At 73.1% G+C, this 19116-nt stretch carries 17 protein-coding genes; 15 read left to right on the top strand and 2 right to left on the bottom strand.

The window, feature by feature from the left end; genetic code table 11:
• The first annotated feature begins 179 nt into the window (after positions 1-179).
• From egtA to EEJ42_RS47425, 6 genes are all read left to right on the top strand, one after another.
• Positions 180-1445, top strand: a complete 1266-nt coding sequence (gene egtA / locus EEJ42_RS47450; RefSeq protein ID WP_246097940.1) for an ergothioneine biosynthesis glutamate--cysteine ligase EgtA — start codon at positions 180-182, stop codon at positions 1443-1445.
• Positions 1442-2776 (top strand): ergothioneine biosynthesis protein EgtB, encoded by a 1335-nt coding sequence (gene egtB, locus EEJ42_RS47445; RefSeq protein WP_123108353.1) that lies wholly within the window; start codon positions 1442-1444, stop codon positions 2774-2776. Before egtA ends, egtB begins: the two co-directional genes overlap by 4 nt.
• Positions 2777-2833: 57 nt before the next feature.
• A complete protein-coding gene (egtC, locus tag EEJ42_RS47440) occupies positions 2834-3589 on the top strand; it encodes an ergothioneine biosynthesis protein EgtC (protein WP_123108352.1) in 756 nt (251 codons plus the stop codon).
• Positions 3586-4551, top strand: coding sequence for an L-histidine N(alpha)-methyltransferase (egtD, locus tag EEJ42_RS47435; protein WP_123108351.1), 966 nt, complete (start codon positions 3586-3588; stop codon positions 4549-4551). The genes egtC and egtD overlap by 4 nt, the downstream gene beginning before the upstream one ends.
• A gap of 240 nt (positions 4552-4791) precedes the next feature.
• Positions 4792-6048 (top strand): transglycosylase family protein, encoded by a 1257-nt coding sequence (locus EEJ42_RS47430; protein WP_123108350.1) that lies wholly within the window; start codon positions 4792-4794, stop codon positions 6046-6048.
• A 40-nt stretch (positions 6049-6088) separates the two neighbouring features.
• On the top strand, positions 6089-7153 hold the full coding sequence (locus EEJ42_RS47425) for a GDSL-type esterase/lipase family protein (protein WP_246097938.1): 1065 nt from the start codon (positions 6089-6091) through the stop codon (positions 7151-7153).
• Positions 7154-7186: 33 nt separating this feature from the next.
• On the opposite strand, the gene EEJ42_RS47420 is transcribed toward EEJ42_RS47425, so the two are convergent.
• Positions 7187-8101, bottom strand: a complete 915-nt coding sequence (locus EEJ42_RS47420; protein ID WP_123108348.1) for an SDR family oxidoreductase — start codon at positions 8099-8101, stop codon at positions 7187-7189.
• The gene (locus EEJ42_RS47415; RefSeq protein ID WP_123108347.1) at positions 8098-8928 is read right to left on the bottom strand and encodes an SDR family oxidoreductase; all 831 of its coding nucleotides are present in this window, start codon (positions 8926-8928) and stop codon (positions 8098-8100) included. Before EEJ42_RS47415 ends, EEJ42_RS47420 begins: the two co-directional genes overlap by 4 nt.
• 86 nt (positions 8929-9014) lie before the next feature.
• Here EEJ42_RS47415 and EEJ42_RS47410 point away from each other — a divergent pair, with 86 nt between their 5' ends.
• From EEJ42_RS47410 to EEJ42_RS47370, 9 genes are all read left to right on the top strand, one after another.
• Positions 9015-9779, top strand: a complete 765-nt coding sequence (locus tag EEJ42_RS47410) for an enoyl-CoA hydratase family protein (RefSeq protein WP_123108346.1) — start codon at positions 9015-9017, stop codon at positions 9777-9779.
• Entirely contained in the window at positions 9776-10642 is an 867-nt protein-coding gene (locus EEJ42_RS47405; RefSeq protein WP_123108345.1) for a CoA transferase subunit A, read from the top strand. Before EEJ42_RS47410 ends, EEJ42_RS47405 begins: the two co-directional genes overlap by 4 nt.
• Positions 10639-11373, top strand: a complete 735-nt coding sequence (locus EEJ42_RS47400; RefSeq protein ID WP_123108344.1) for a CoA-transferase subunit beta — start codon at positions 10639-10641, stop codon at positions 11371-11373. Before EEJ42_RS47405 ends, EEJ42_RS47400 begins: the two co-directional genes overlap by 4 nt.
• A gap of 14 nt (positions 11374-11387) precedes the next feature.
• Positions 11388-12446, top strand: a complete 1059-nt coding sequence (locus EEJ42_RS47395; protein WP_123108364.1) for an NAD(P)H-dependent flavin oxidoreductase — start codon at positions 11388-11390, stop codon at positions 12444-12446.
• A 37-nt stretch (positions 12447-12483) separates the two neighbouring features.
• The gene (locus EEJ42_RS47390) at positions 12484-14001 is read left to right on the top strand and encodes a glutamate synthase subunit beta (RefSeq protein ID WP_123108343.1); all 1518 of its coding nucleotides are present in this window, start codon (positions 12484-12486) and stop codon (positions 13999-14001) included.
• Positions 14002-14061: 60 nt separating this feature from the next.
• Positions 14062-15042, top strand: coding sequence for an MBL fold metallo-hydrolase (locus EEJ42_RS47385; RefSeq protein WP_123108342.1), 981 nt, complete (start codon positions 14062-14064; stop codon positions 15040-15042).
• Between the two features lie 165 nt (positions 15043-15207).
• Positions 15208-16632 (top strand): DUF2201 family putative metallopeptidase, encoded by a 1425-nt coding sequence (locus tag EEJ42_RS47380; protein WP_184503615.1) that lies wholly within the window; start codon positions 15208-15210, stop codon positions 16630-16632.
• A 129-nt stretch (positions 16633-16761) separates the two neighbouring features.
• Positions 16762-18657: an ATP-binding protein gene (locus EEJ42_RS47375; protein WP_425473088.1), complete on the top strand. Its 1896-nt coding sequence runs from the start codon at positions 16762-16764 to the stop codon at positions 18655-18657.
• A 70-nt stretch (positions 18658-18727) separates the two neighbouring features.
• Positions 18728-19116 (top strand): hypothetical protein (locus EEJ42_RS47370; RefSeq protein WP_148082244.1); only part of this gene is annotated, 389 nt, incomplete at its 3' end.

The raw sequence follows: 19116 nt of genomic DNA, 5'->3' as shown, positions 1-19116 counted from the left end.
TACGAGCAGGGGAACCGGCTCGTGCAGGGGCTTCAGCCATCCTGCCTTCCCGTCCGGCGCGCGGTGAACTCTTGTGCAACTCTGGAGGCACCCTTGAGCCCGGAACCTCGACGGACAAGAGTAGGCGGCGACATATCGGTTCCTATCGCAGCGATCCGACGGCCGGAACGGGACGGGAGATGACGACTGTGCCCGACAGCAAGGCGATCGACGAGGCCGAGATGGAGGCCAGACTCCACGGCATCTGTTTCAAGACCGGTCCTCCGCGACGCATCGGCGTCGAGCTCGAATGGCTCATGTACGACCCGCACGACCCCGCACAACCCGTCGAGGCGGCCCGGCTGGAAGCCGCGGTCACCGCCCTGCGCGAACTGCCGCTCGCGTCCGCGCTCACCTTCGAACCCGGCGGCCAGCTGGAGCTCAGCTCCCTCCCGGCCGACTCCCTCACCGCCTGCGTGGAGTCCGCCGCCGCCGATCTGGTCCTCGTCCGCGCACTCCTCGCCGAGCTGGGCCTCGGCATCGCCGGTCATGGACACGACCCCTGGCGCCCACCGCGCAGGATCCTCACCACACCCCGCTACGACTCCATGGAGACCTATTTCGACCGCCGGGGACCGGCCGGGCGCTCCATGATGTGCAACACCGCCTCCGTACAGGTCTGCGTGGACGCCGGGCAGGAGGAGCCCGGTCCGCTGGGCCTCGGGCGGCGCTGGCGGCTGGCCCATCTGCTGGGCGCCGTACTGACCGCCGCGTTCGCCAACTCCCCGCTGCGCGAGGGCCGCCCGACCGGCTTCCGCTCGACCCGGCAGACGCTGTGGGCGGCGATGGACCCCGGGCGCACGCTGGCCCCGCCCGACGACAAGGATCCGCGCGCCGCCTGGGCCGGGTACGTGCTGGACGCGCCCGTGATGGCCATCCGGGACGACGGCACGCGCTGGGCGGTGCCGGACGGACTCACCTTCCGGCAGTGGGCCCGCACCGGACTGCCGAGGCCGCCCACCCAGGACGACCTCGACTTCCACGTCTCGACCCTCTTTCCGCCCATCCGCCCGCGCGGCCACCTCGAACTGCGCATGATCGACGCGCAGAGCGGCGACGACGGGTGGATCGTGCCCCTCGCCGTGACCGTGGCGCTCTTCGACGACCCCGAGGCCGCGGAGACCGTCTACCGCGTGGTGAAACCGCTCGCCGAGACGGCGGGCGCCCGGCCCGCGCCCTGCAATCCGCTGTGGATGACGGCGGCCCGTGACGCCCTGACCGACCCCGAGCTGCGCAACACCGCCGTGGCCTGCTTCGCCACGGCACTGGAGGCGCTGCCCAGGATCGGGGCCTCCCCCGCCGTCGTGTCCGCCGTCGCCGACTTCGCGGACCGCTATGTCGCCCGCGGCCGATGTCCGGCCGACGATCTGCTCGCCCCCCTTCCCGGGAAGGAGGAACGGTCATGACCGCTTCCGGCCCCGCACTCGACCCCGAGGCGCTGCGCCAGCGCGCCGAAACGGTTCTGCGCACCGCGCGCGACCGTACGCACACCCTCACCACTTGCGTGGACGAGAACGACCTCACCGCCCAGCACTCCCCCCTGATGTCACCGCTGGTCTGGGACCTGGCGCACATCGGTAACCAGGAGGAGCAGTGGCTGCTGCGCGCCGTCGGCGGACAGGACGCCCTGCGTCCCGAGATCGACTCGGTGTACGACGCGTTCGAGCATCCGCGCGCGAAGCGCCCCACCCTGCCGCTGCTGGCGCCCGCCGAGGCCCGCGGCTATGTCGCGGACGTACGCAACCGGGTGCTCGACGTCCTGGAGCGGACCGAGCTGCGCGGCGCCCCGCTGGTCGACGCGGCCTTCGCGTTCGGCATGATCGCGCAGCATGAGCAGCAGCACGACGAGACGATGCTCATCACCCATCAGCTGCGCCGCGGCCCCGCCGCCCTCACCGCCCCGCCGCCGCCCGACACCTCCGGCGGCGCCCTGCCTGACGAGGTGCTGGTCCCGGGCGGCCCGTTCACCATGGGCACCTCGTCAGAGCCCTGGGCACTGGACAACGAGCGGCCCGCCCACCACCGGCTGGTGCCGCCCTTCTTCATCGACACCGCCCCGGTGACCAACGGCGCGTACGCGCACTTCATCGCCGACGGCGGTTACACCGAGCGGCGCTGGTGGTCCGCCGAGGGCTGGGCGCACATCCAGGAGCACGGCCTGAGCGCCCCGCTGTTCTGGCGGCGCGAGGGCGGCCAGTGGCTGCGCCGGCGCTTCGGGGTGACCGAGCCGGTGCCGCCCGAGGAGCCGGTGATCCATGTGAGCTGGTACGAGGCGGATGCCTACGCCCGCTGGGCCGGGCGGCGGCTGCCCACCGAGGAGGAGTGGGAGAAGGCCGCCCGCCACGACCCGGAGAGCGGCCGGTCCCGGCGCTATCCGTGGGGCGACGCGGACCCCAGCCCCGACCACGCCAACCTCGGCCAGCGCCATCTGCGGCCCGCACCGGCCGGCAGCTATCCGCAGGGCGCCTCGCCGCTGGGCGTACGGCAGCTGATCGGGGACGTGTGGGAGTGGACGTCGAGCGACTTCCTGCCCTACCCGGGGTTCACCGTCTTCCCGTACCCCGAGTACTCACAGGTCTTCTTCGGGCCCGCGTACAAGGTGCTGCGCGGCGGCTCCTTCGCCGTGGACGCGGTCGCCTGCCGCGGCACGTTCCGCAACTGGGACCTGCCGATCCGCCGCCAGATCTTCTCGGGCTTCCGCACCGCCCGCGACGCCTCCCCGGCGGAGGCCTCATGAGCGCGCGACAGCGGGCAGCGGGTATGGCGGGCGCGCTGGGGCTCACCGGGGGCGCCGGTGTGTAGGCATCTGGCGTACCTGGGGCCCGAGCTGCCCATCGGCGAGGTCGTCATCGCACCGGAGCACAGCCTGTTCACGCAGTCGTGGGCGCCGCGGCGGCAGGCGCACGGCACCGTCAACGCCGACGGGTTCGGCGTCGGCTGGTACGCGCCGGACGACCCGGTGCCCGCGCGCTACCGGCGCGCCGGGCCCATCTGGGGCGACCTGTCGTTCGCCGATCTCGCCCGGGTGGTACGGACCGGGGCGCTGATGGGCGCGGTGCGGGACGCCACCGTGGCGAGCGCCGACGGCGAGGCGGGCGCCTCGCCCTTCGCCTCCGGCGCCTGGCTGTTCAGCCACAACGGGGCCATCAGCGGCTGGCCGCACACGCTCGCCGGGCTCGCCGCGTCCCTGCCGCCCGCCGATCTGCTCGGTCTCGAGGCGCGCTGCGACTCGGCGCTCGTCTGGGCGCTGACGCTGCACGCGCTGCGGCTGGGCCACGACCCGGCCGAGGCGCTGGCCCGGACCACGGAGGAGGTGGCGGCCGCCGCACCAGGTTCGCGGCTCAACCTGCTGCTCATGGACGGGGAGACGATCGCCGCCACCGCCTGGGGCGACACGCTCTGGTACCTGACCGGCCCGGACCGCGCGGTCGTGGTCGCCTCCGAGCCGTACGACGACGATCCGCGGTGGACCGAGGTCCCCGACCGCACGCTGCTCACCGCCACCCGCTCCGATGTACTCCTCACCGCACTCAAGGAGGGTTCCGCGTGAGCCCCTTCACCGTCACCCGCACCCTGCCCGCCGACGCCACGGCCGCGGCCCTGCGCGCCGATGTCGCCGAGGGGCTGACCCGCACCCCCAAACAGCTGCCGCCGAAGTGGTTCTACGACGCGCGGGGCAGCGAACTCTTCGAGGAGATCACCCGGCTGCCCGAGTACTACCCGACGCGCGCGGAGCGGGAGATCCTGATCGCGCGCGCGGCGGAGATCGCGGACGCCACCGGCGCCCGCACGCTGATCGAGCTGGGCTCCGGGTCCTCCGAGAAGACCGGCCATCTGATCGAGGCCCTGCCGGGTCTGCACGCCTACGTTCCGGTGGATGTCAGCGAAAGCGCCCTGGAGCTGGCCGGGCACGCGCTGCTCGCCGACCATCCGGGGCTGACGGTGCACGCGCTGGTCGCCGACTTCCTCGGCGGGCTCACGCTGCCCGACGACCTTCCGGGGCCGCGCCTGCTGGCGTTCCTCGGCGGCACGATCGGCAATCTGCTGCCGCCGGAGCGGGCGGAGTTCCTGGCCTCGGTGAGCGCCCTGCTGTCGCCGGGTGACGCGCTGCTGCTCGGAACCGACCTGGTCAAGGACGAGGTCACGCTCGTCGCCGCGTACGACGACGCACAGGGCGTCACCGCGGAGTTCAACAAGAACGTGCTCAGGGTCCTCGACCGGGAACTGGGCGCCGACATCGACCCCGCGGACTTCGACCACGTGGCGGTGTGGGACGCCGAGCAGGAGTGGATCGAGATGCGGCTGCGCGCCCGCAAGGACCTCACCGCGAAGATCCCCGCGCTGGATCTCGCGGTGTCCTTCGCGGCCGGGGAGGAGGTCCGTACCGAGGTGTCCGCGAAGTTCCGGGAGGAGAAGGTGCGGGCCGAACTGGCGGCCGCTGGGCTGGAGTCACGGCGCTGGTGGACCGACGCCGCGGGCCGCTTCGCACTGTCACTGGCGGTACGGGTGTGACACATGGGGAGGGTGGGACGCGGGCACGCGTGATCGTCACCCTGCGTCCCGCTTGAACCACCGATCGAAATCATGTGATGCACATCACATCACCGGAAGAGGGCCGCAGCACAGCGCGTTGTGGCCCTTTTTCGGTGTGAACTCCCTCTTGTTGTGGCCAAATCGGGCCCCTTATGTTTGGCCCGCTTTGGCAGCCCGCCTCGGGCAGCACCTCACAGGCAGCAGGAGAAGGAGCCGTCCATGCCCTTACGGGGACGCCACCGCCGTTACAAGCCCAACCGCATCTCCCGTGCCTCGCTGAGCGTCACGGCGGGCGGCGCCGGCATCGCACTCCCCCTCGTCGCCGCCGCGGGCGCGAACGCCGCCTCCAGCGAGACCTGGGACAAGGTGGCCCAGTGCGAGTCCACCAACAACTGGGACATCAACAGCGGGAACGGCTTCTACGGCGGACTCCAGTTCACCCAGAGCACCTGGGAGGCGTACGGGGGCACGGCCTACGCGGCGCGGGCCGATCTGGCCACCAAGGCCCAGCAGATCGCCATTGCCGAGAAGGTGCTCGACGGGCAGGGACCGGGGGCATGGCCGGTGTGCTCGGGGAAGGCAGGGCTGGCACAGGACACCGGCGCGCCGCAGACCGCGCCGAAGGTCGTCAAGACCGTCGCCGAGGAGCGGGCGAACACCGCCGAGCAGGTGCGGCAGAGCAAGCCGACGCCCACCAGCCTGCCGGGCAACGCGACCACGAAATCCGGCCCCTATGTGGTCGTCAGCGGCGACACCCTGTCCCGGATCGCCGACGCGCAGGAGGTGCGCGGCGGCTGGCACGCGCTCTACGAGACCAACCGCGCGACGGTGGGCTCCGACCCCGACCTGATCTACCCCGGCCAGAAGCTCTCCCTGAGCGGGGGCAAGGCCACAACGGAAGCGCAGCCCCAGTCCAAGCCCGAAGCGAAGGCCAAGGCCAGGCCCGCCGCAAAGCCCCAGGCCAAGCACAGAGCCCAGCCCAAGGCGAAGGCCAAGGCCGAGGCAAAGGCCAAGCCGCAGCAGACCGAGCGGCGCGCGAGCAAGCCCGCCGCCAAGCCCGCCGCCGCCACCGGCTTCACCGCGCCCGTGAGCGGCGTGAGCCCGACCACCGCCTACCGCGCGTCCGGGTCCAGCTGGTCGAGCGGCCATCACACCGGCATCGACTTCCCGGTGGGGGTCGGCACCTCGGTGAAGGCCGTCGCCGGGGGCCAGGTGGTCTCGGCGGGCTGGGCGGACGCGTACGGCTACGAGGTGATCATCCGGCACGCGGACGGCAAGTACAGCCAGTACGCGCACCTGTCCCAGCTGTCGGTGCGCGCCGGGCAGGGCGTCAACGTCGGCCAGCAGATCGGCCGTTCGGGCTCGACCGGCAACACCACCGGTCCGCATCTGCACTTCGAGGTGCGCACCGGGCCCGCCTACGGCTCGGACATCAACCCGCTGAGCTATCTGCGCGCCCGCGGCATCAGCATCTGAGCCGCGTTCGCTGTCGGTGGGGCGTGCCAGACTCCCTGTCATGCACGATCGGCCCGCCCCGCTCGACATCGGTGACGACGATCCGCGCCTGACCTACCGGGGCGCGGTGTCCCTTCAGCGTGGCCCCGGATGGACCGCTCCCTGGCGGCTGCCGTACGAGGACGCCGCGCTGTACCTCCCCGAAGGCGGGCTGGGGCGGGCCGCGATGCCGTCCGGGGTGCGGGTCACCCTGCGCACCGACAGCCCCTCGCTCGTCTGCCGCTACCAGGCCGATCCCCCGCCGGAGCTGAACGGCCCCGAGGAGCGGGCCCGGCTCGACGTGGTGTACGACGGGCGGCGGACGGCCACCGCCGACCTGGAGACGCACGGCGGGGACGCGGAGGTCCGGGTCGACGGGCTGCCGGGGCGCATGACGACGGTCGAGCTGTGGCTGCCGTACTACCACCAGTTCCGGCTGCGGGGCCTGACGCTGGACGCGGGATCCGCCGTCGAGCGCGACAGCGCCGAACAGCTACCGCGCTGGGTCCACTTCGGCAGCTCCATCTCGCAGGGGCGCGGGGCCGCGTCGCCCAGCCGGACCTGGGCCGCGCTGGTGGCGCGCCGCGCCGGGTGGGACCTGACCTCGCTGGCCCTCGGGGCGGCCTGCTGCCTCCAGCCGATGACGGCGCGGCTGATGCGGGACCTCCCCGCCGAGCTGCTCACCGTCTGCGTCGGCATCAACATCCAGGCGCTCGGGAGCCACAACCGCGACGCGCTCGCCTCGGCGCTCGTCGGCTTCGTACGCACCGTGCGGGAGGGGCATCCGGACACCCCGTTCGCCGTGATGTCGACCATCACCGCGCCCGAGCGGGAGGAGGTGCCCGGGCCCTCGGGGATGACGATGCGCGAGTGCCGGGCGCACATACGGCGGGCCGTGGCGCTGCTGCGCGACCACGGCGACAAGCACCTGCACTACGTCCACGGTCCGGAGGTGTTCGGGCCCGGCTGTTCGCGGCTGCTGCTGGAGCCGGAGGGCCTGGACCGGCTGCACCCCTCGGCCGACGGCCACCCCGTCTTCGCCTCCCGGTTCATGACGGTGCTGCGGCGCGCCGGATGCGTGCCGTGAGGGATCCGTACTCGGGTGCGTCGAGACGGTGCGTCAGGACGCCCCGTACACCGGTGCCGGCGGCTGGGCGGCGGCGAGCAGCTTCGCCGCGGCCTCACCGGCCTCGGCCGGGGTCCAGCGGCCGCCCTTGTCGGCGGTCGGCCCGGGCCGCCAGCCCTCCATGACGGTGATGCGCCCGGCCTCGGCCTCGAAGACCCGTCCGGTGACCCCGGCGCAGGCGGCGGAGCCGAGCCAGACGACGAGCGGTGAGACATTGCCGGGCGCCATGGCGTCGAACGCGCCGGGCTCGTCGGGCGCCGCCATGGTGTCGGCGAACGTCGCCTCCGTCATGCGGGTGCGGGCCGCCGGGGCGATCGCGTTGACCTGGATCCCGTAGCGGCCCAGCTCGGCCGCGGCCACCAGGGTGAGGCCGACGATCCCGGCCTTGGCGGCCGCATAGTTGCCCTGCCCGACGCTGCCCAGCAGCCCGGCCCCGGAGCCGGTGTTGACCACGCGTGCGGTGGGCGTCCGGCCCGCCTTCGCCTCGGCGCGCCAGTGGGCGGCGGCGTGCTTGAGGGGCAGGAAGTGCCCCTTGAGGTGGACGCGGATCACGGCGTCCCAGTCGTCCTCGCCGAGGTTGACGAGCATGCGGTCGCGCAGGAATCCGGCGTTGTTGACGAGGGTGTCGAGCCGGCCGTAGGTGTCGAGGGCGGCGGCGACGAGGGAGGCCGCGCCGTCGGCGGTGGCGATGTCACCGGCGTGCGCCACGGCCTCGCCGCCGTGGGCGCGTATCTCCTCGACCACCTCCTGCGCGGGGCCCGGGGACTCCCCGGCGCCGTCCGGCCCCACGCCGAGGTCGTTCACGACGACCCGTGCGCCCTCGGCGGCGAAGGCGAGCGCGTGCGCCCGGCCGAGGCCGCGTCCGGCGCCGGTGACGACGGCGACGCGTCCGGTGCAGATGCCTGTCATTCTGCTCCTCCTGATCCTGGGCCTGCTCCTGGGCCTGTTGAGGGCGTTGCGTCCGCCGGAGACCGCGCCGCCGCCAGGAACGCCGGGCGCTCTCCGCCGCCGTGGACGGCCAGGCTGGCGCCGGTGATGTACGCGGCCATCGGGGAGGCGAGGAAGACGCACGCGTCGCCCGCCTCCTCCGGGTCGGCGAGACGACCCAGCGGCACGGTGCGGGACACGGCGGCCACGCCGGTGGCGTCGCCGTAGTGCAGATGCGCGAGTTCGGTGTGGACCATGCCGAGGACCAGGGTGTTGACCCGGATCGCGGGGGCCCATTCCACGGCGAGGGTGCGGGCGAGGTTGTCCAGGCCCGCCTTGGCGGCTCCGTAGGCGGCCGTGCCCGGCGAGGGCCGGGTGCCGCTGACGCTGCCGATCATCACGATCGATCCGCCGCCCTCCTGATCACGCATCACCTCGTAGGCGCCGAGGGCGACGGTCATCGGGGCGATCAGGTTCAGTTCGACGATCCGCGCGGCGCGGCGCGGACCGGACTCGGCGAGCAGCCCGTACGGGCTGCCTCCGGCGTTGTTGACCAGGACGTCCAGTCGGCCGTGGGCATCGCGCACCCGGGCGAAGAAGTCCGCGACGGCGGCCGCGTCCCGCACGTCGAGCTCCCGGAAGCGGGCCGTGCGCCCGGCCGCCGCGACCGGGTGGTCCGGCGGGCGGCGGGCGCAGACCACGACGTCGGCACCGGCCGCGAGCAGGGAGCGGGCGATGCCCGCGCCGACGCCGCGGGTGCCGCCGGTGACGACGGCGACGCGTCCGGACAGGTCGATGGAGACGGCCATGGCCCCTTCTCACCCTCCCGCTGTGCGCCGGGCACTGCTACCTTCACGCCTAACAAACGTTTGGTGGAAAGGTAGCGGATCTGCTCATGGGTGTCTCCACCTCCGCCCCCGAAGCGGGCGTCGCCGTCGTCACCGTGGACTTCCCACCCGTCAACGCCCTTCCCGTGCACGGCTGGTACGAGCTGGCCGACGCGCTGCGCACCGCGGGCGCCGACCCCGAGGTGCGTTGCGTGGTCCTGGCCGCCGAGGGCCGGGGGTTCAACGCGGGGGTGGACATCAAGGAGATGCAGCGCACCGAGGGCCACCAGGCGCTCATCGGCGCCAACCACGGCTGCCACGCGGCGTTCGCGGCCGTCTATGACTGCCCGGTCCCGGTCGTCGCCGCGGTGCACGGCTTCTGTCTCGGCGGCGGCATCGGCCTGGCGGGCAACGCGGACGCGATCGTGGCGGCCGAGGACGCGACGTTCGGACTGCCGGAGCTGGACCGGGGAGCGCTGGGCGCGGCCACCCATCTGGCCCGGCTCGTCCCCCAGCACCTGATGCGCGCGCTGTACTACACCTCGCGCACCGCGACCGCCGATGAGCTGCACCGGCACGGCTCGGTGTGGCGGGTGGTGCCCCGTGCCGCGTTACGCGGCGCCGCGCTGGAGCTGGCCCGGGAGATCGCCGCCAAGGACGGTGCGCTGCTGCGGCTCGCCAAGGCGGCGATCAACGGCATCGACCCGGTCGACGTCCACCGCAGCTACCGCTTCGAGCAGGGCTTCACCTTCGAGGCGAATCTCGCGGGGATCTCCGACAAGCACCGGGACGCCTTCGTATCCGACAGGTCCGGGGGCGGTGAGCGGCGATGAGCGACAAGCGGATGAGCGCGGAGGAGGCCGTCGGCCGGATCGAGAACGGCATGACGGTCGGCATCGGCGGCTGGGGCTCCCGGCGCAAGCCGATGGCGCTGGTGCGCGCGCTGCTACGTACGGACGTCCGCGATCTGACCGTGGTCTCGTACGGCGGCCCGGACGTCGGGCTGCTGGCCGCCACCGGGAAGGTCCGCAAGCTGGTCACGGCCTTCGCCACGCTCGATTCGATCCCGCTGGAGCCGCACTTCCGGGCGGCGCGGGAGCGCGCGGACTTCGAGCTGGTGGAGCTGGACGAGGCGATGTTCCTGTGGGGGCTGACCGCGGCCGTGCACCGGCTTCCCTTCCTGCCGATCCGGGCGGGCCTCGGGTCGGACGTGATGACGGTCAATCCGGGTTTGCGGACGGTGGTCTCGCCGTACGAGGACGGCGAGGAGCTGGTGGCGGTCCCCGCGCTGCGGCTGGACGTGGCGCTCGTCCACCTCAACCGGGCCGACGCGCAGGGCAACGGCCAGTACCTGGGCCCCGATCCGTACTTCGACGACCTGTTCTGCGAGGCGGCGGAGCAGGCGTATCTCTCCTGCGAACGCGTCGTCCCCGCCGCGGAGTTCCTGGCGGCGGCGGGTCCGCAGTCCCTGCTGGTGGGGCGCCATGCGGTGACCGGCGTGATCGAGACCCCCAACGGCGCGCACTTCACGTCCTGCGCCCCCGACTACGGACGGGACGAGGCGTTCCAGCGCGCGTACGCGAAGGCCGCCGCCGACCCGGCGGCCTGGCAGGCGTTCACCCAGCGGTTCCTGGCGGGGGACGAGGACACGTACCAGGCCGCGGTCGCGGCATACGCGAAGGAGGGCGCGGAATGACCGTCACCCGGGCCGAGTACTGCGTGCTGGCCTGTGCCGAGGCCTGGCGGGGCGACGGGGAGGTGCTGGCCGCCCCGATGGGCCTCATACCGCGGCTCGGCGCCCGGCTGGCGCGGCTCACCTTCGCGCCCGATCTGCTGCTCACCGACGGCGAGGCGCTGCTGGTCGGCGCCGATGACGAGACGGTGGAGGGCTGGCTGCCGTACCGCCGCCACCTCGCGCTGGTCATGGGCGGCAAGCGCCATGTGATGATGGGCGCGAGCCAGCTCGACGCCCACGGCAACCAGAACATCTCCTGCATCGGCGACTGGAAGCGGCCCCGGCGGCAGCTGCTGGGCGTGCGCGGAGCGCCCGTCAACACCCTCAACAATCCGACGAGTTACTGGGTGCCCCGGCACTCCCCGCGCGTCTTCGTCGAGCGCGTCGACATGGTGTGCGGCGTCGGCTACGACCGAGCCGCTGCCGCCGGTCCCTCCGCGACGCGCTTCCACCGCATCCCCCGCGTGGTGACCGACCTCGCGGTGCTCGACTTCGACACGCCGGACCGCACCCTGCGGGTGCGCTCCCTGCACCCGGGGGTGTCCGCCGAGCGGGTACGGGAGGCGACCGGCTTCCCGCTCGCCATCGCCGACGGCGTTCCCGCCACCCGGGAGCCGACCGCCGAGGAGCTGCGGCTGATCCGGGAGGTCCTCGATCCGGCGGGGCTGCGCGAGCGGGAGGTACGGCCCTGATGGACACGGCGCCGATGGGCACCGCGCTGACCCGGCTCGTCGGCGTGCGCCATCCGATCGTCCAGACGGGCATGGGGTGGGTGGCGGGCCCCCGGCTGGTCTCGGCGACCGCCAACGCCGGGGCGCTGGGCATCCTCGCCTCCGCCACCATGTCCCCGGAGCGGCTGCGGTCGGCGGTGCGGGAGGTCGCGTCCCGCACCGAGGCACCCTTCGGCGTCAATCTGCGGGCCGACGCGGGGGACGCCGCGGAACGGGTGCGGATCATCATCGAGGAGGGCGTGCGGGTGGCGTCCTTCGCGCTGGCCCCGAAGCGTGAGCTGATCTCCCGGCTGAAGGACGCGGGCGTGGTGGTCATCCCGTCCGTGGGCGCACGGCGGCACGCCGAGAAGGTGGCGGGCTGGGGCGCGGACGCGGTGGTGGTGCAGGGCTGCGAGGGCGGCGGCCACACCGGCGAGGTGGCGACCACGGTGCTGCTCCCCCAGGTCGTGGACGCGGTGGACATCCCGGTGGTGGCCGCGGGCGGCTTCCACGACGGGCGCGGCCTGGTGGCGGCGCTCGCGTACGGGGCGGCCGGGATCGCCATGGGCACCCGCTTCCTGCTGACCTCGGACAGCACCGTCCCGGTCGCGGTGAAGGCCCGCTATCTGGCGGCGGCGGCCTCGGACGTCACGGTCACCACCGCGGTCGACGGGCTCCCCCACCGGATGCTCCGCAGCGAGCTGGTCGCCTCCCTGGAGCGCTCCGGGCGCGCCGCCGCCCTCGTCCGCGCCATGCGCCACGCCGCGGCCTTCCGGCGGCTGTCCGGGCTGAGCTGGGCGCGCATGGTGCGCGACGGCCGGGCGATGCGGCGCGGCAAGGGGCTCTCCTGGAGCCAGGTGCTGCTGGCCGCGAACACCCCGATGCTGCTGAAGGCGTCGATGGTGGACGGCCGCACCGACACCGGTGTGATGGCCTCCGGGCAGGTGGCGGGGGTGATCGACGATCTGCCGTCGTGCGCGGAGCTGGTGGAGCGGATCATGGCCGAGGCGGCCGAGGCCCTGGACCGTATGCCCGGCGGCCGTACAGTGGGGTGAAAGCGGCCAGACCAGGACATCGGTACTGGAGGAGGTCATGGCCGACCCCAAGGGCTTTCTCACCACACCACGCCGCCTTCCGCCGCGCCGCCCGGTGGAGGAGCGGGTGCGCGACTGGGACGAGGTGTACGTCCCCGGCGGACTGCTGCCGATCATCTCCGCGCAGGCGGACCGCTGCATGGACTGCGGGATCCCGTTCTGCCATGACGGCTGCCCGCTGGGGAATCTCATCCCGGACTGGAACGACCTGGTGTCCCGCGACGACTGGCGGCGGGCGAGCGAGCGGCTGCACGCGACCAACAACTTTCCGGAGTTCACCGGGCGGCTGTGCCCGGCGCCCTGCGAGAGTGCGTGCGTGCTGGCGATCAACCAGCCCGCGGTGACCATCAAGAACGTCGAGGTCGCCATCGCCGACCGGGCCTGGGAGAGCGGGTATGCGGTCCCGAAGCCGCCGGAGCGGCTGTCGGGGCGGACCGTGGCCGTGATCGGCTCGGGGCCCGCGGGGCTGGCGGCCGCCCAGCAGCTCACCCGCGCGGGGCACACGGTGGCGGTGTACGAGCGGGACGACCGGGTGGGCGGACTGCTGCGGTACGGCATCCCCTCGTTCAAGATGGAGAAGCACCACCTGGACCGGCGGCTGTGGCAGATGCGCGCGGAGGGCACCAAGTTCCGCACCGGCGTGGGCGTGGGCACCGATGTGGACGCCGCCGAGCTGCGGGCGCGCTATGACGCGCTGGTGATAGCGGTGGGCGCGCGGGCCTGGCGCGAACTGCCGGTGCCGGGCCGGGAGCTGGCCGGGATCCACCAGGCGATGGAGTACCTGCCGCTGGCCAACCGGGTCCAGGAGGGCGACTACGACCGGCCGCCGATCACCGCCGAGGGCAAGCACGTGGTCATCGTCGGCGGCGGGGACACCGGCGCGGACTGCCTGGGCACGGTGCTGCGGCAGGGCGCCGCCTCCGTGACCCAGCTGGACATCCACCCCCTGCCCGGGGACGAGCGGGCGGAGGGCGAGCCCTGGCCCACGTACCCCAAGATCTACCGGATGTCCGCCGCGCACGAGGAGGCGCGGGAACTGGCGGCCTCCCCGGAGGCGGACGTGGACGCCCGGGTGTTCTCGGCCACCACCGTGCGCTTCGAGGGGGACGCGCCGGGCCCGGGACGGCCGCACGGCAGGGTCCGGGCGCTGCACCTCGTCGGGACGGGTCCGGAGGGCCGAGACGAGGAGGAGCCCGGGGACGGACGCGGCGAGCGGGTGCTGCGGGCCGATCTGGTGCTGCTCGCGCTCGGCTTCCGCGGTCCGGAGCGGGACGGCGGACTGTTCGGCCAGCTCGGTCTGGAGCTGGACGCGCGCGGCAACATCGCCCGGGACGCCGACTTCGGGACCGGCCGGGAGGGGGTCTTCGTGGCCGGGGACGCGGGCCGCGGGCAGTCGCTGATCGTGTGGGCGATCGCCGAGGGCCGCTCGGCGGCGGCCGCGGTGGACCGCTATCTGGCCGGGGACACCGCCCTCCCGGCCCCGGTCGGACCGGCGGACCGGCCCATGACGGCCTGAGGCCGTCAGCCACGGGCGGGTTCGAGTGAACGTCCGGCCACCGCTGAGTACTGTGCGACCATGAACTCGCCATCACCACTCCTCCGCCTCGCCGACGGTGTGCACCTGTGGACCCCCACGCCCAGCGCCGGATGGGGCCTCGCCAACTGCGGGCTGATCGTGTCCCCCGATGGTGCCGCCGCCTGGATCGACACCCCCTACGACCGGCGCATGGCCCAGGACTTCCTGGACCGCAGCCGCTCGCTGCTGCCCGAGGGGGGCCGGATCGGGCGAGTGATCGTCACCCATGCGAACGGTGACCACTTGTGGGGCGCGGAGGTCGTGCGCGGTGCCGACATCGTGGCCACCCGCGAGGCGCTCGGCCACATCGAGTACGAACCGGCTCCGCAGCAGCTGCACGCCATGGTGCGCGGCAGCGACCCGGAGACGCCGCTCGGGTGGTACCTCCAGAGCCACTTCGGACGGTTCGACTGGGCCGACACCGAGGTCGTCGAGCCCACCACGACCTTCACGGGCGAGCTGGACCTGCGGATCGGGCAGGTGCCGGTGCAGCTGACCGCACTGCCCGCCGCGCACACCACCGGCGACCTCATCGCGTATCTGCCGCAGCAGAAGGTGGCGTTCACCGGCGATGTCATCTTCGCCTCCAGCCCCGACGACCCCGGCGACCACGCGGTGCACTGGGCCGGTCCGCTGGACAGCGTGATCGACGCGTGTGAACGGGTGCTGGACACCGGGGCGCAGACCATCGTCCCCGGTCATGGGCCGGTGCTGGACCGGGAAGGGGTCCGCGGCCACATCGGCTACCTGGAGCACATCCGGGACCGGGCGCGGGAGTTGCACACGGCCGGGGTCCCCGCCCTGGAGGCGGCCCGCAAGCTCATCGCCGAGAACGCGTTCCCGCTGCCGGGGCTGCCCGAGCGCATGGTGATCACGGTGGGCACCGAGTACCGGCATCTGAACGGCGGCGAGGACCGGCCGGACATCGTCGCCATGATCGCCGATGTGGCCCAGGTGGCCTGGGACCTGCGCCAGGGCTGACCGCGCCCACTGACCCGCCGCGTTGTCATACCCGGCGGATAACGTTTTCGGTGTGGGCGGCAAAAGGCCGCCCACGGCGAGGGGTTACGCTCCCGTGCAGGTCGGAGCGGAGGGAAGGCAGTGGCACAGGTAGCGGGGGAAAGCCGGCACGCGCCGGGCCGGGGGGTGATCGACCTGGCCGACCGCCGGGCGTTGCTGGCCTGGCAGCCGGACGATCCGGCGGTGGCCGAGGAGGGCCGCAGGCTCAAGGAGGCGGCGCTGCTGGACTTCGGGGTCAAGGACAGCGTGGTGTCCTCGTGGCTGTATGCCAAGTGCCACTACCAGATCCCCACCACGGCGGTGGACACGGCGGCGGTGGTGGCCACGGGGGACGGCACCTGTCTGCTGCTGTACAACCCGGAGTTCTTCGTGGCGATCGGGCCGAGCGGGGTGCGCTTCGTCCTGTTCCACGAGGCGCGGCACCTGATCCACCGCCATCTGTACGTGGACGAGGAGCTGCGTGCCGACCCGGTCTTCGACCTGGCGGCCGAAGTCGCCATCAACCACGTGGCGTTGCTCCGGCTGGCGCAGGGCGGCCTGCCGACGCGTGAGGTGCCGGACGGCGCGGGCGGCACCCGCCGGGAGCCGGTGGGCGTCGATCCGCACGAGGTGCACCGGCGGTATGTGGCCGATCTGCGCGAGCAGGGCTTCGAGCCGCTGTCCTACCGGGACTTCACCGAGACCGACCTGAGGATCTACGGGGAGCTGAAGCGGATGCGCACCCCTCCCGTACCGCCGGTCCTGTGCATCCATATGGGCCCCGGCGGGGACGGCGAAGGGGCCGGGGCGAAGCAGCGGCCGCCGATGGACGCGGAGGCGGTGACCTCGGCGGTCGAGGAGACGCTTGCCGAGGTGATGCGCGGCGCGCTGCGCGGCGAAGGGCTCGCCCGGGACGAGTTGCTGGCCCTCGCGGACCGCACCACCGGCGGCGGCAAGCGGCTGGAGAAGATGTGGGGGCGGATGGGGCTGGGCGCGCTGCGCGGAGAGACGCAGCGGACCCGGCGGGTGGAGTGGTGGCGGCGGTGGCTGTCCGACACCCTCGCCTCCAAGCTCCGCGAGGGTGAGCGGCTGATCTACCCGAAGAAGCAGGGTGCGGTGCTGCTGGCGCTCGGGCACGACCCGATGCTGGCGCGGCGGGGGGCGGAGCGCACCAAGGTCGTGGTCATCGCGCTGGACACCTCGGGGTCGATGCCCCAGCCGGTGATCGACTGGATCACCACGCTGGTGGGCCGCACCGAGGGAGTCGAGAGCCACTGGCTGAGCTTCGACGGCGCGCTGATGCCCTTCGTCCCCGGAGAGCGGGTGCACGGCGGCGGGGGCACCGACTTCCAGCAGGTCGTGGACTACGTGGAGGGGCGGCGGGCGGTGGACGGGCGGCGGTTCGAGGAGCGCGCCGACGCGGTGATCATGGTCACCGACGGCCATGCCCGGACGGTGACCCCGGCCCAGCCCGACCGGTGGATCTGGCTGATCACGGACGGCGGTGACGACTGGCCGGAGCGGCACGACCCGCCGATGGCCTGCCACCGGGTGGTCACCGGCGACAGCTGAGCCGAGGAACCGAAAAACCGGGGACCGAGGAACCGGGAACCGTCCCCGCCGCCGGGCGGGGTGCGGACACGCATGGACGAACGACACGGAACAACGGGGGATGCAGTCACCGTGAGCAGTGTGGACACCATGGCGCAGACCGCGAGGGACGCGGCCGCCGGGCGGCAGGAGCGGGCGGCCGAGGGCAGCGGCCGGCGGGCCACCGCCACCTACCCCGAGCCGCCGGGGCGGACCGGGGCCCGGCTGGAGCAGTTCATCAGCGCCATGATCGCGATGCGGCAGACCGGCCAGGTCTTCGGCGAGCACGGGATCGGCAAGACGTCGACGTTTCTGTCCTACATCCCGCATGCCCATCCGGGCACCGAGGTGATCCTGGTCCCGGCGGCCAACCTCACCCCCGACGACCTGCTGGTGAACGCTCCGGTGCGGGACGACCGCACCGGGGAGCTGGTGCTCACTCAGCTGATCATGCGCCAGCTCACCCCGGGTGTGCCGTTCGTGCTGCTCATCGACGACTCGCTCCAGGCCGGGGAGACCATCCAGTCCCAGCTGATGCAGATCGCCTGCAACTGGACGCTGGGCGAACACGATCTGCGCGCGCTCGGCTGCGTCGGGATCTTCCTCGCGGACAACGAATCGCTGGCCGAGACCAGCGCCCGGCGCAGCGATCTGGCCGTCCTGGACCGCATGGTCACCCTGCGGATCACGGCCAATGACACCGCCTGGCGGTCCACGCTGGCCGAGCGGTACGAGGACTGGGACCTGACCGGGGTCTTCCAGATCTGGGCCGGGCTCACCCCGTACCTGCGCTCGCTGCTCTCCCCGCGCACCCTCCAGCACGTCCTGGACTGCGCCCGCGCCGGGTTCCCGCTGTCCTGGGGGCTGCCGCTGGTGGGCGGGGTGCGGCTGCGGCTGCACGACCGCAAGGCCGACGGCACACCGGGACCGGACCGCACCGCCGAGCTCCTCGACGCCATCGCCGGGGCCCTCGGCCTCCCCAACCCCGCCACCATCCCCGACCCGGTACGGAGCATTCTGCGCACCGCGGTCCGGGAGAACTGGGCGGTGCTGCTCCAGGGGCCGCCCGGCTGCGGCAAGACGGAGATCACCAAGGCGGTGGTCCGCGAGGAGAGCGGAAGCGACCCGGTGTACTTCTCGCTGCCGGTGACCAACGTGGAGGACCTGTGCGTGCCGATCCCCACTCCGGACGGCACGCTGGACACCCTGTTCAGCCGCGCGCTGGTGGGCCCCGACCCCAAGGTGATCGTCTGGGACGAGTACAACCGCCCCAAGGACAAGGCCACTTTCGCCAAGCTGATGGAGATCACCCAGGAGTGGTCGCTGGCCGGTCGGCCCATCCCGGGGCTGCGCGCCCAGGTCGCGCTCCAGAACCCGCCGTACCACCTCGGCCGCAAGCTGCTGGTCAGCAGCAACAACGTGGCCCAGGCCAGCCGTTTCACGGTGAGCTACGAGGTGAGCCCGCAGGACATCCCGGCCAACGAGTGGCTGATCGCCACCTATGGCGAGGTGGCCGAGACGGTTCTGGAGTGGTGGAAGAACGACATCGACGACGAGGGCCGTGACTGGATCACCAAGCGCACCCTGGAGCGGCTGATCAAGCTGCACCAAGCCGGGCAGCCGCTGGAGACGGGGCTGATCTATCTGGGTGAGGGCGAGTACGCCCCGGTGCCGCTGTCCAAGCTGGAGGCGCGGCTCGCCGAGCGGGCCGAGCAGCGGGTGATCGGGCTGCGGGAGATAGCGCGCGACATCGACCGCTGGGAGGCCCGGCTGGCGGCCGCGTCCGAAACGTCGGACGAGGGGACCAATGACACCGATCTGGTGCACCAGGTGCTCACCAACGCCGAGGTGTCCCAGCTCAAGCGGAACGCCGAAGTCGTCGCCCGGCTGCTGCGCCATTTGCCGCCCAAGCTGCGCGCCGCCCACATGGTGGGCCAGTCGCCGGAGCGGCAGCGGTTCTGGATCGGCGCGCTGGCCCGGATGGCCGAGCTGTCCGGCGCCGGATGACGTCTCCTCACCTTCCTCGCCCATCCCCGCTTTCACGGTGGTACCGAACGATGAACGGAGCGCACCCCGCGTGGTGACCTACGAACGGGACACCCTGGTGTCCACCACCTTCCAGCTCGCCGGCCCCTCCCTCACCCCGGCGCTGATGCCCCGGCTCCGCCAGGAGACCCTGACCCTGCTCCGGTCCCGGCTGCGGTTGCCCGCACATCTGGTGGACGAGGTGTTCGCCTCCGGCGACCGGGAGCTGCTGGAGGCCCTGGCCGGGGCGCGGGTCGGCGCCGAGCGGCAGGCCGTAATGCTCCGGCTCGCCGAGCTGGCCGACCCCGGCCTCGCCCGGATGCTCTACGAGGGGCCGCTGCCCGGCTCCTGGCGGCAGGACCTGCGGGGCGCGGTGCTCGGCGCGGCGGCCGCGCGTCCGGCCGACCCCGGCTGGCGCGCCCCGGGCGGCCTGGTGGACTT

This window comes from Streptomyces botrytidirepellens, from assembly GCF_003721215.1.
GTDB lineage: Bacteria > Actinomycetota > Actinomycetes > Streptomycetales > Streptomycetaceae > Streptomyces > Streptomyces himastatinicus.
The sequence above is the reverse complement of the archived record's forward strand: the minus strand, read 5'-3'. Positions and strand labels throughout refer to the sequence as shown.

What these genes read in the sequence shown, in the direction of transcription:
- EEJ42_RS47415 (WP_123108347.1), bottom strand. Translation starts at nt 8,928, where the DNA reads ATGGCCGTCTCCATCGACCTGTCCGGACGCGTCGCCGTCGTCACCGGC.
- EEJ42_RS47430 (WP_123108350.1), top strand. Translation starts at nt 4,792, where the DNA reads ATGCCCTTACGGGGACGCCACCGCCGTTACAAGCCCAACCGCATCTCC.
- EEJ42_RS47405 (WP_123108345.1), top strand. Translation starts at nt 9,776, where the DNA reads ATGAGCGACAAGCGGATGAGCGCGGAGGAGGCCGTCGGCCGGATCGAG.
- EEJ42_RS47390 (WP_123108343.1), top strand. Translation starts at nt 12,484, where the DNA reads ATGGCCGACCCCAAGGGCTTTCTCACCACACCACGCCGCCTTCCGCCG.
- EEJ42_RS47420 (WP_123108348.1), bottom strand. Translation starts at nt 8,101, where the DNA reads ATGACAGGCATCTGCACCGGACGCGTCGCCGTCGTCACCGGCGCCGGA.
- EEJ42_RS47425 (WP_246097938.1), top strand. Translation starts at nt 6,089, where the DNA reads ATGCACGATCGGCCCGCCCCGCTCGACATCGGTGACGACGATCCGCGC.
- egtB (WP_123108353.1), top strand. Translation starts at nt 1,442, where the DNA reads ATGACCGCTTCCGGCCCCGCACTCGACCCCGAGGCGCTGCGCCAGCGC.
- EEJ42_RS47385 (WP_123108342.1), top strand. Translation starts at nt 14,062, where the DNA reads ATGAACTCGCCATCACCACTCCTCCGCCTCGCCGACGGTGTGCACCTG.
- EEJ42_RS47410 (WP_123108346.1), top strand. Translation starts at nt 9,015, where the DNA reads ATGGGTGTCTCCACCTCCGCCCCCGAAGCGGGCGTCGCCGTCGTCACC.
- egtA (WP_246097940.1), top strand. Translation starts at nt 180, where the DNA reads ATGACGACTGTGCCCGACAGCAAGGCGATCGACGAGGCCGAGATGGAG.
- EEJ42_RS47395 (WP_123108364.1), top strand. Translation starts at nt 11,388, where the DNA reads ATGGGCACCGCGCTGACCCGGCTCGTCGGCGTGCGCCATCCGATCGTC.
- EEJ42_RS47375 (WP_425473088.1), top strand. Translation starts at nt 16,762, where the DNA reads ATGGCGCAGACCGCGAGGGACGCGGCCGCCGGGCGGCAGGAGCGGGCG.
- EEJ42_RS47400 (WP_123108344.1), top strand. Translation starts at nt 10,639, where the DNA reads ATGACCGTCACCCGGGCCGAGTACTGCGTGCTGGCCTGTGCCGAGGCC.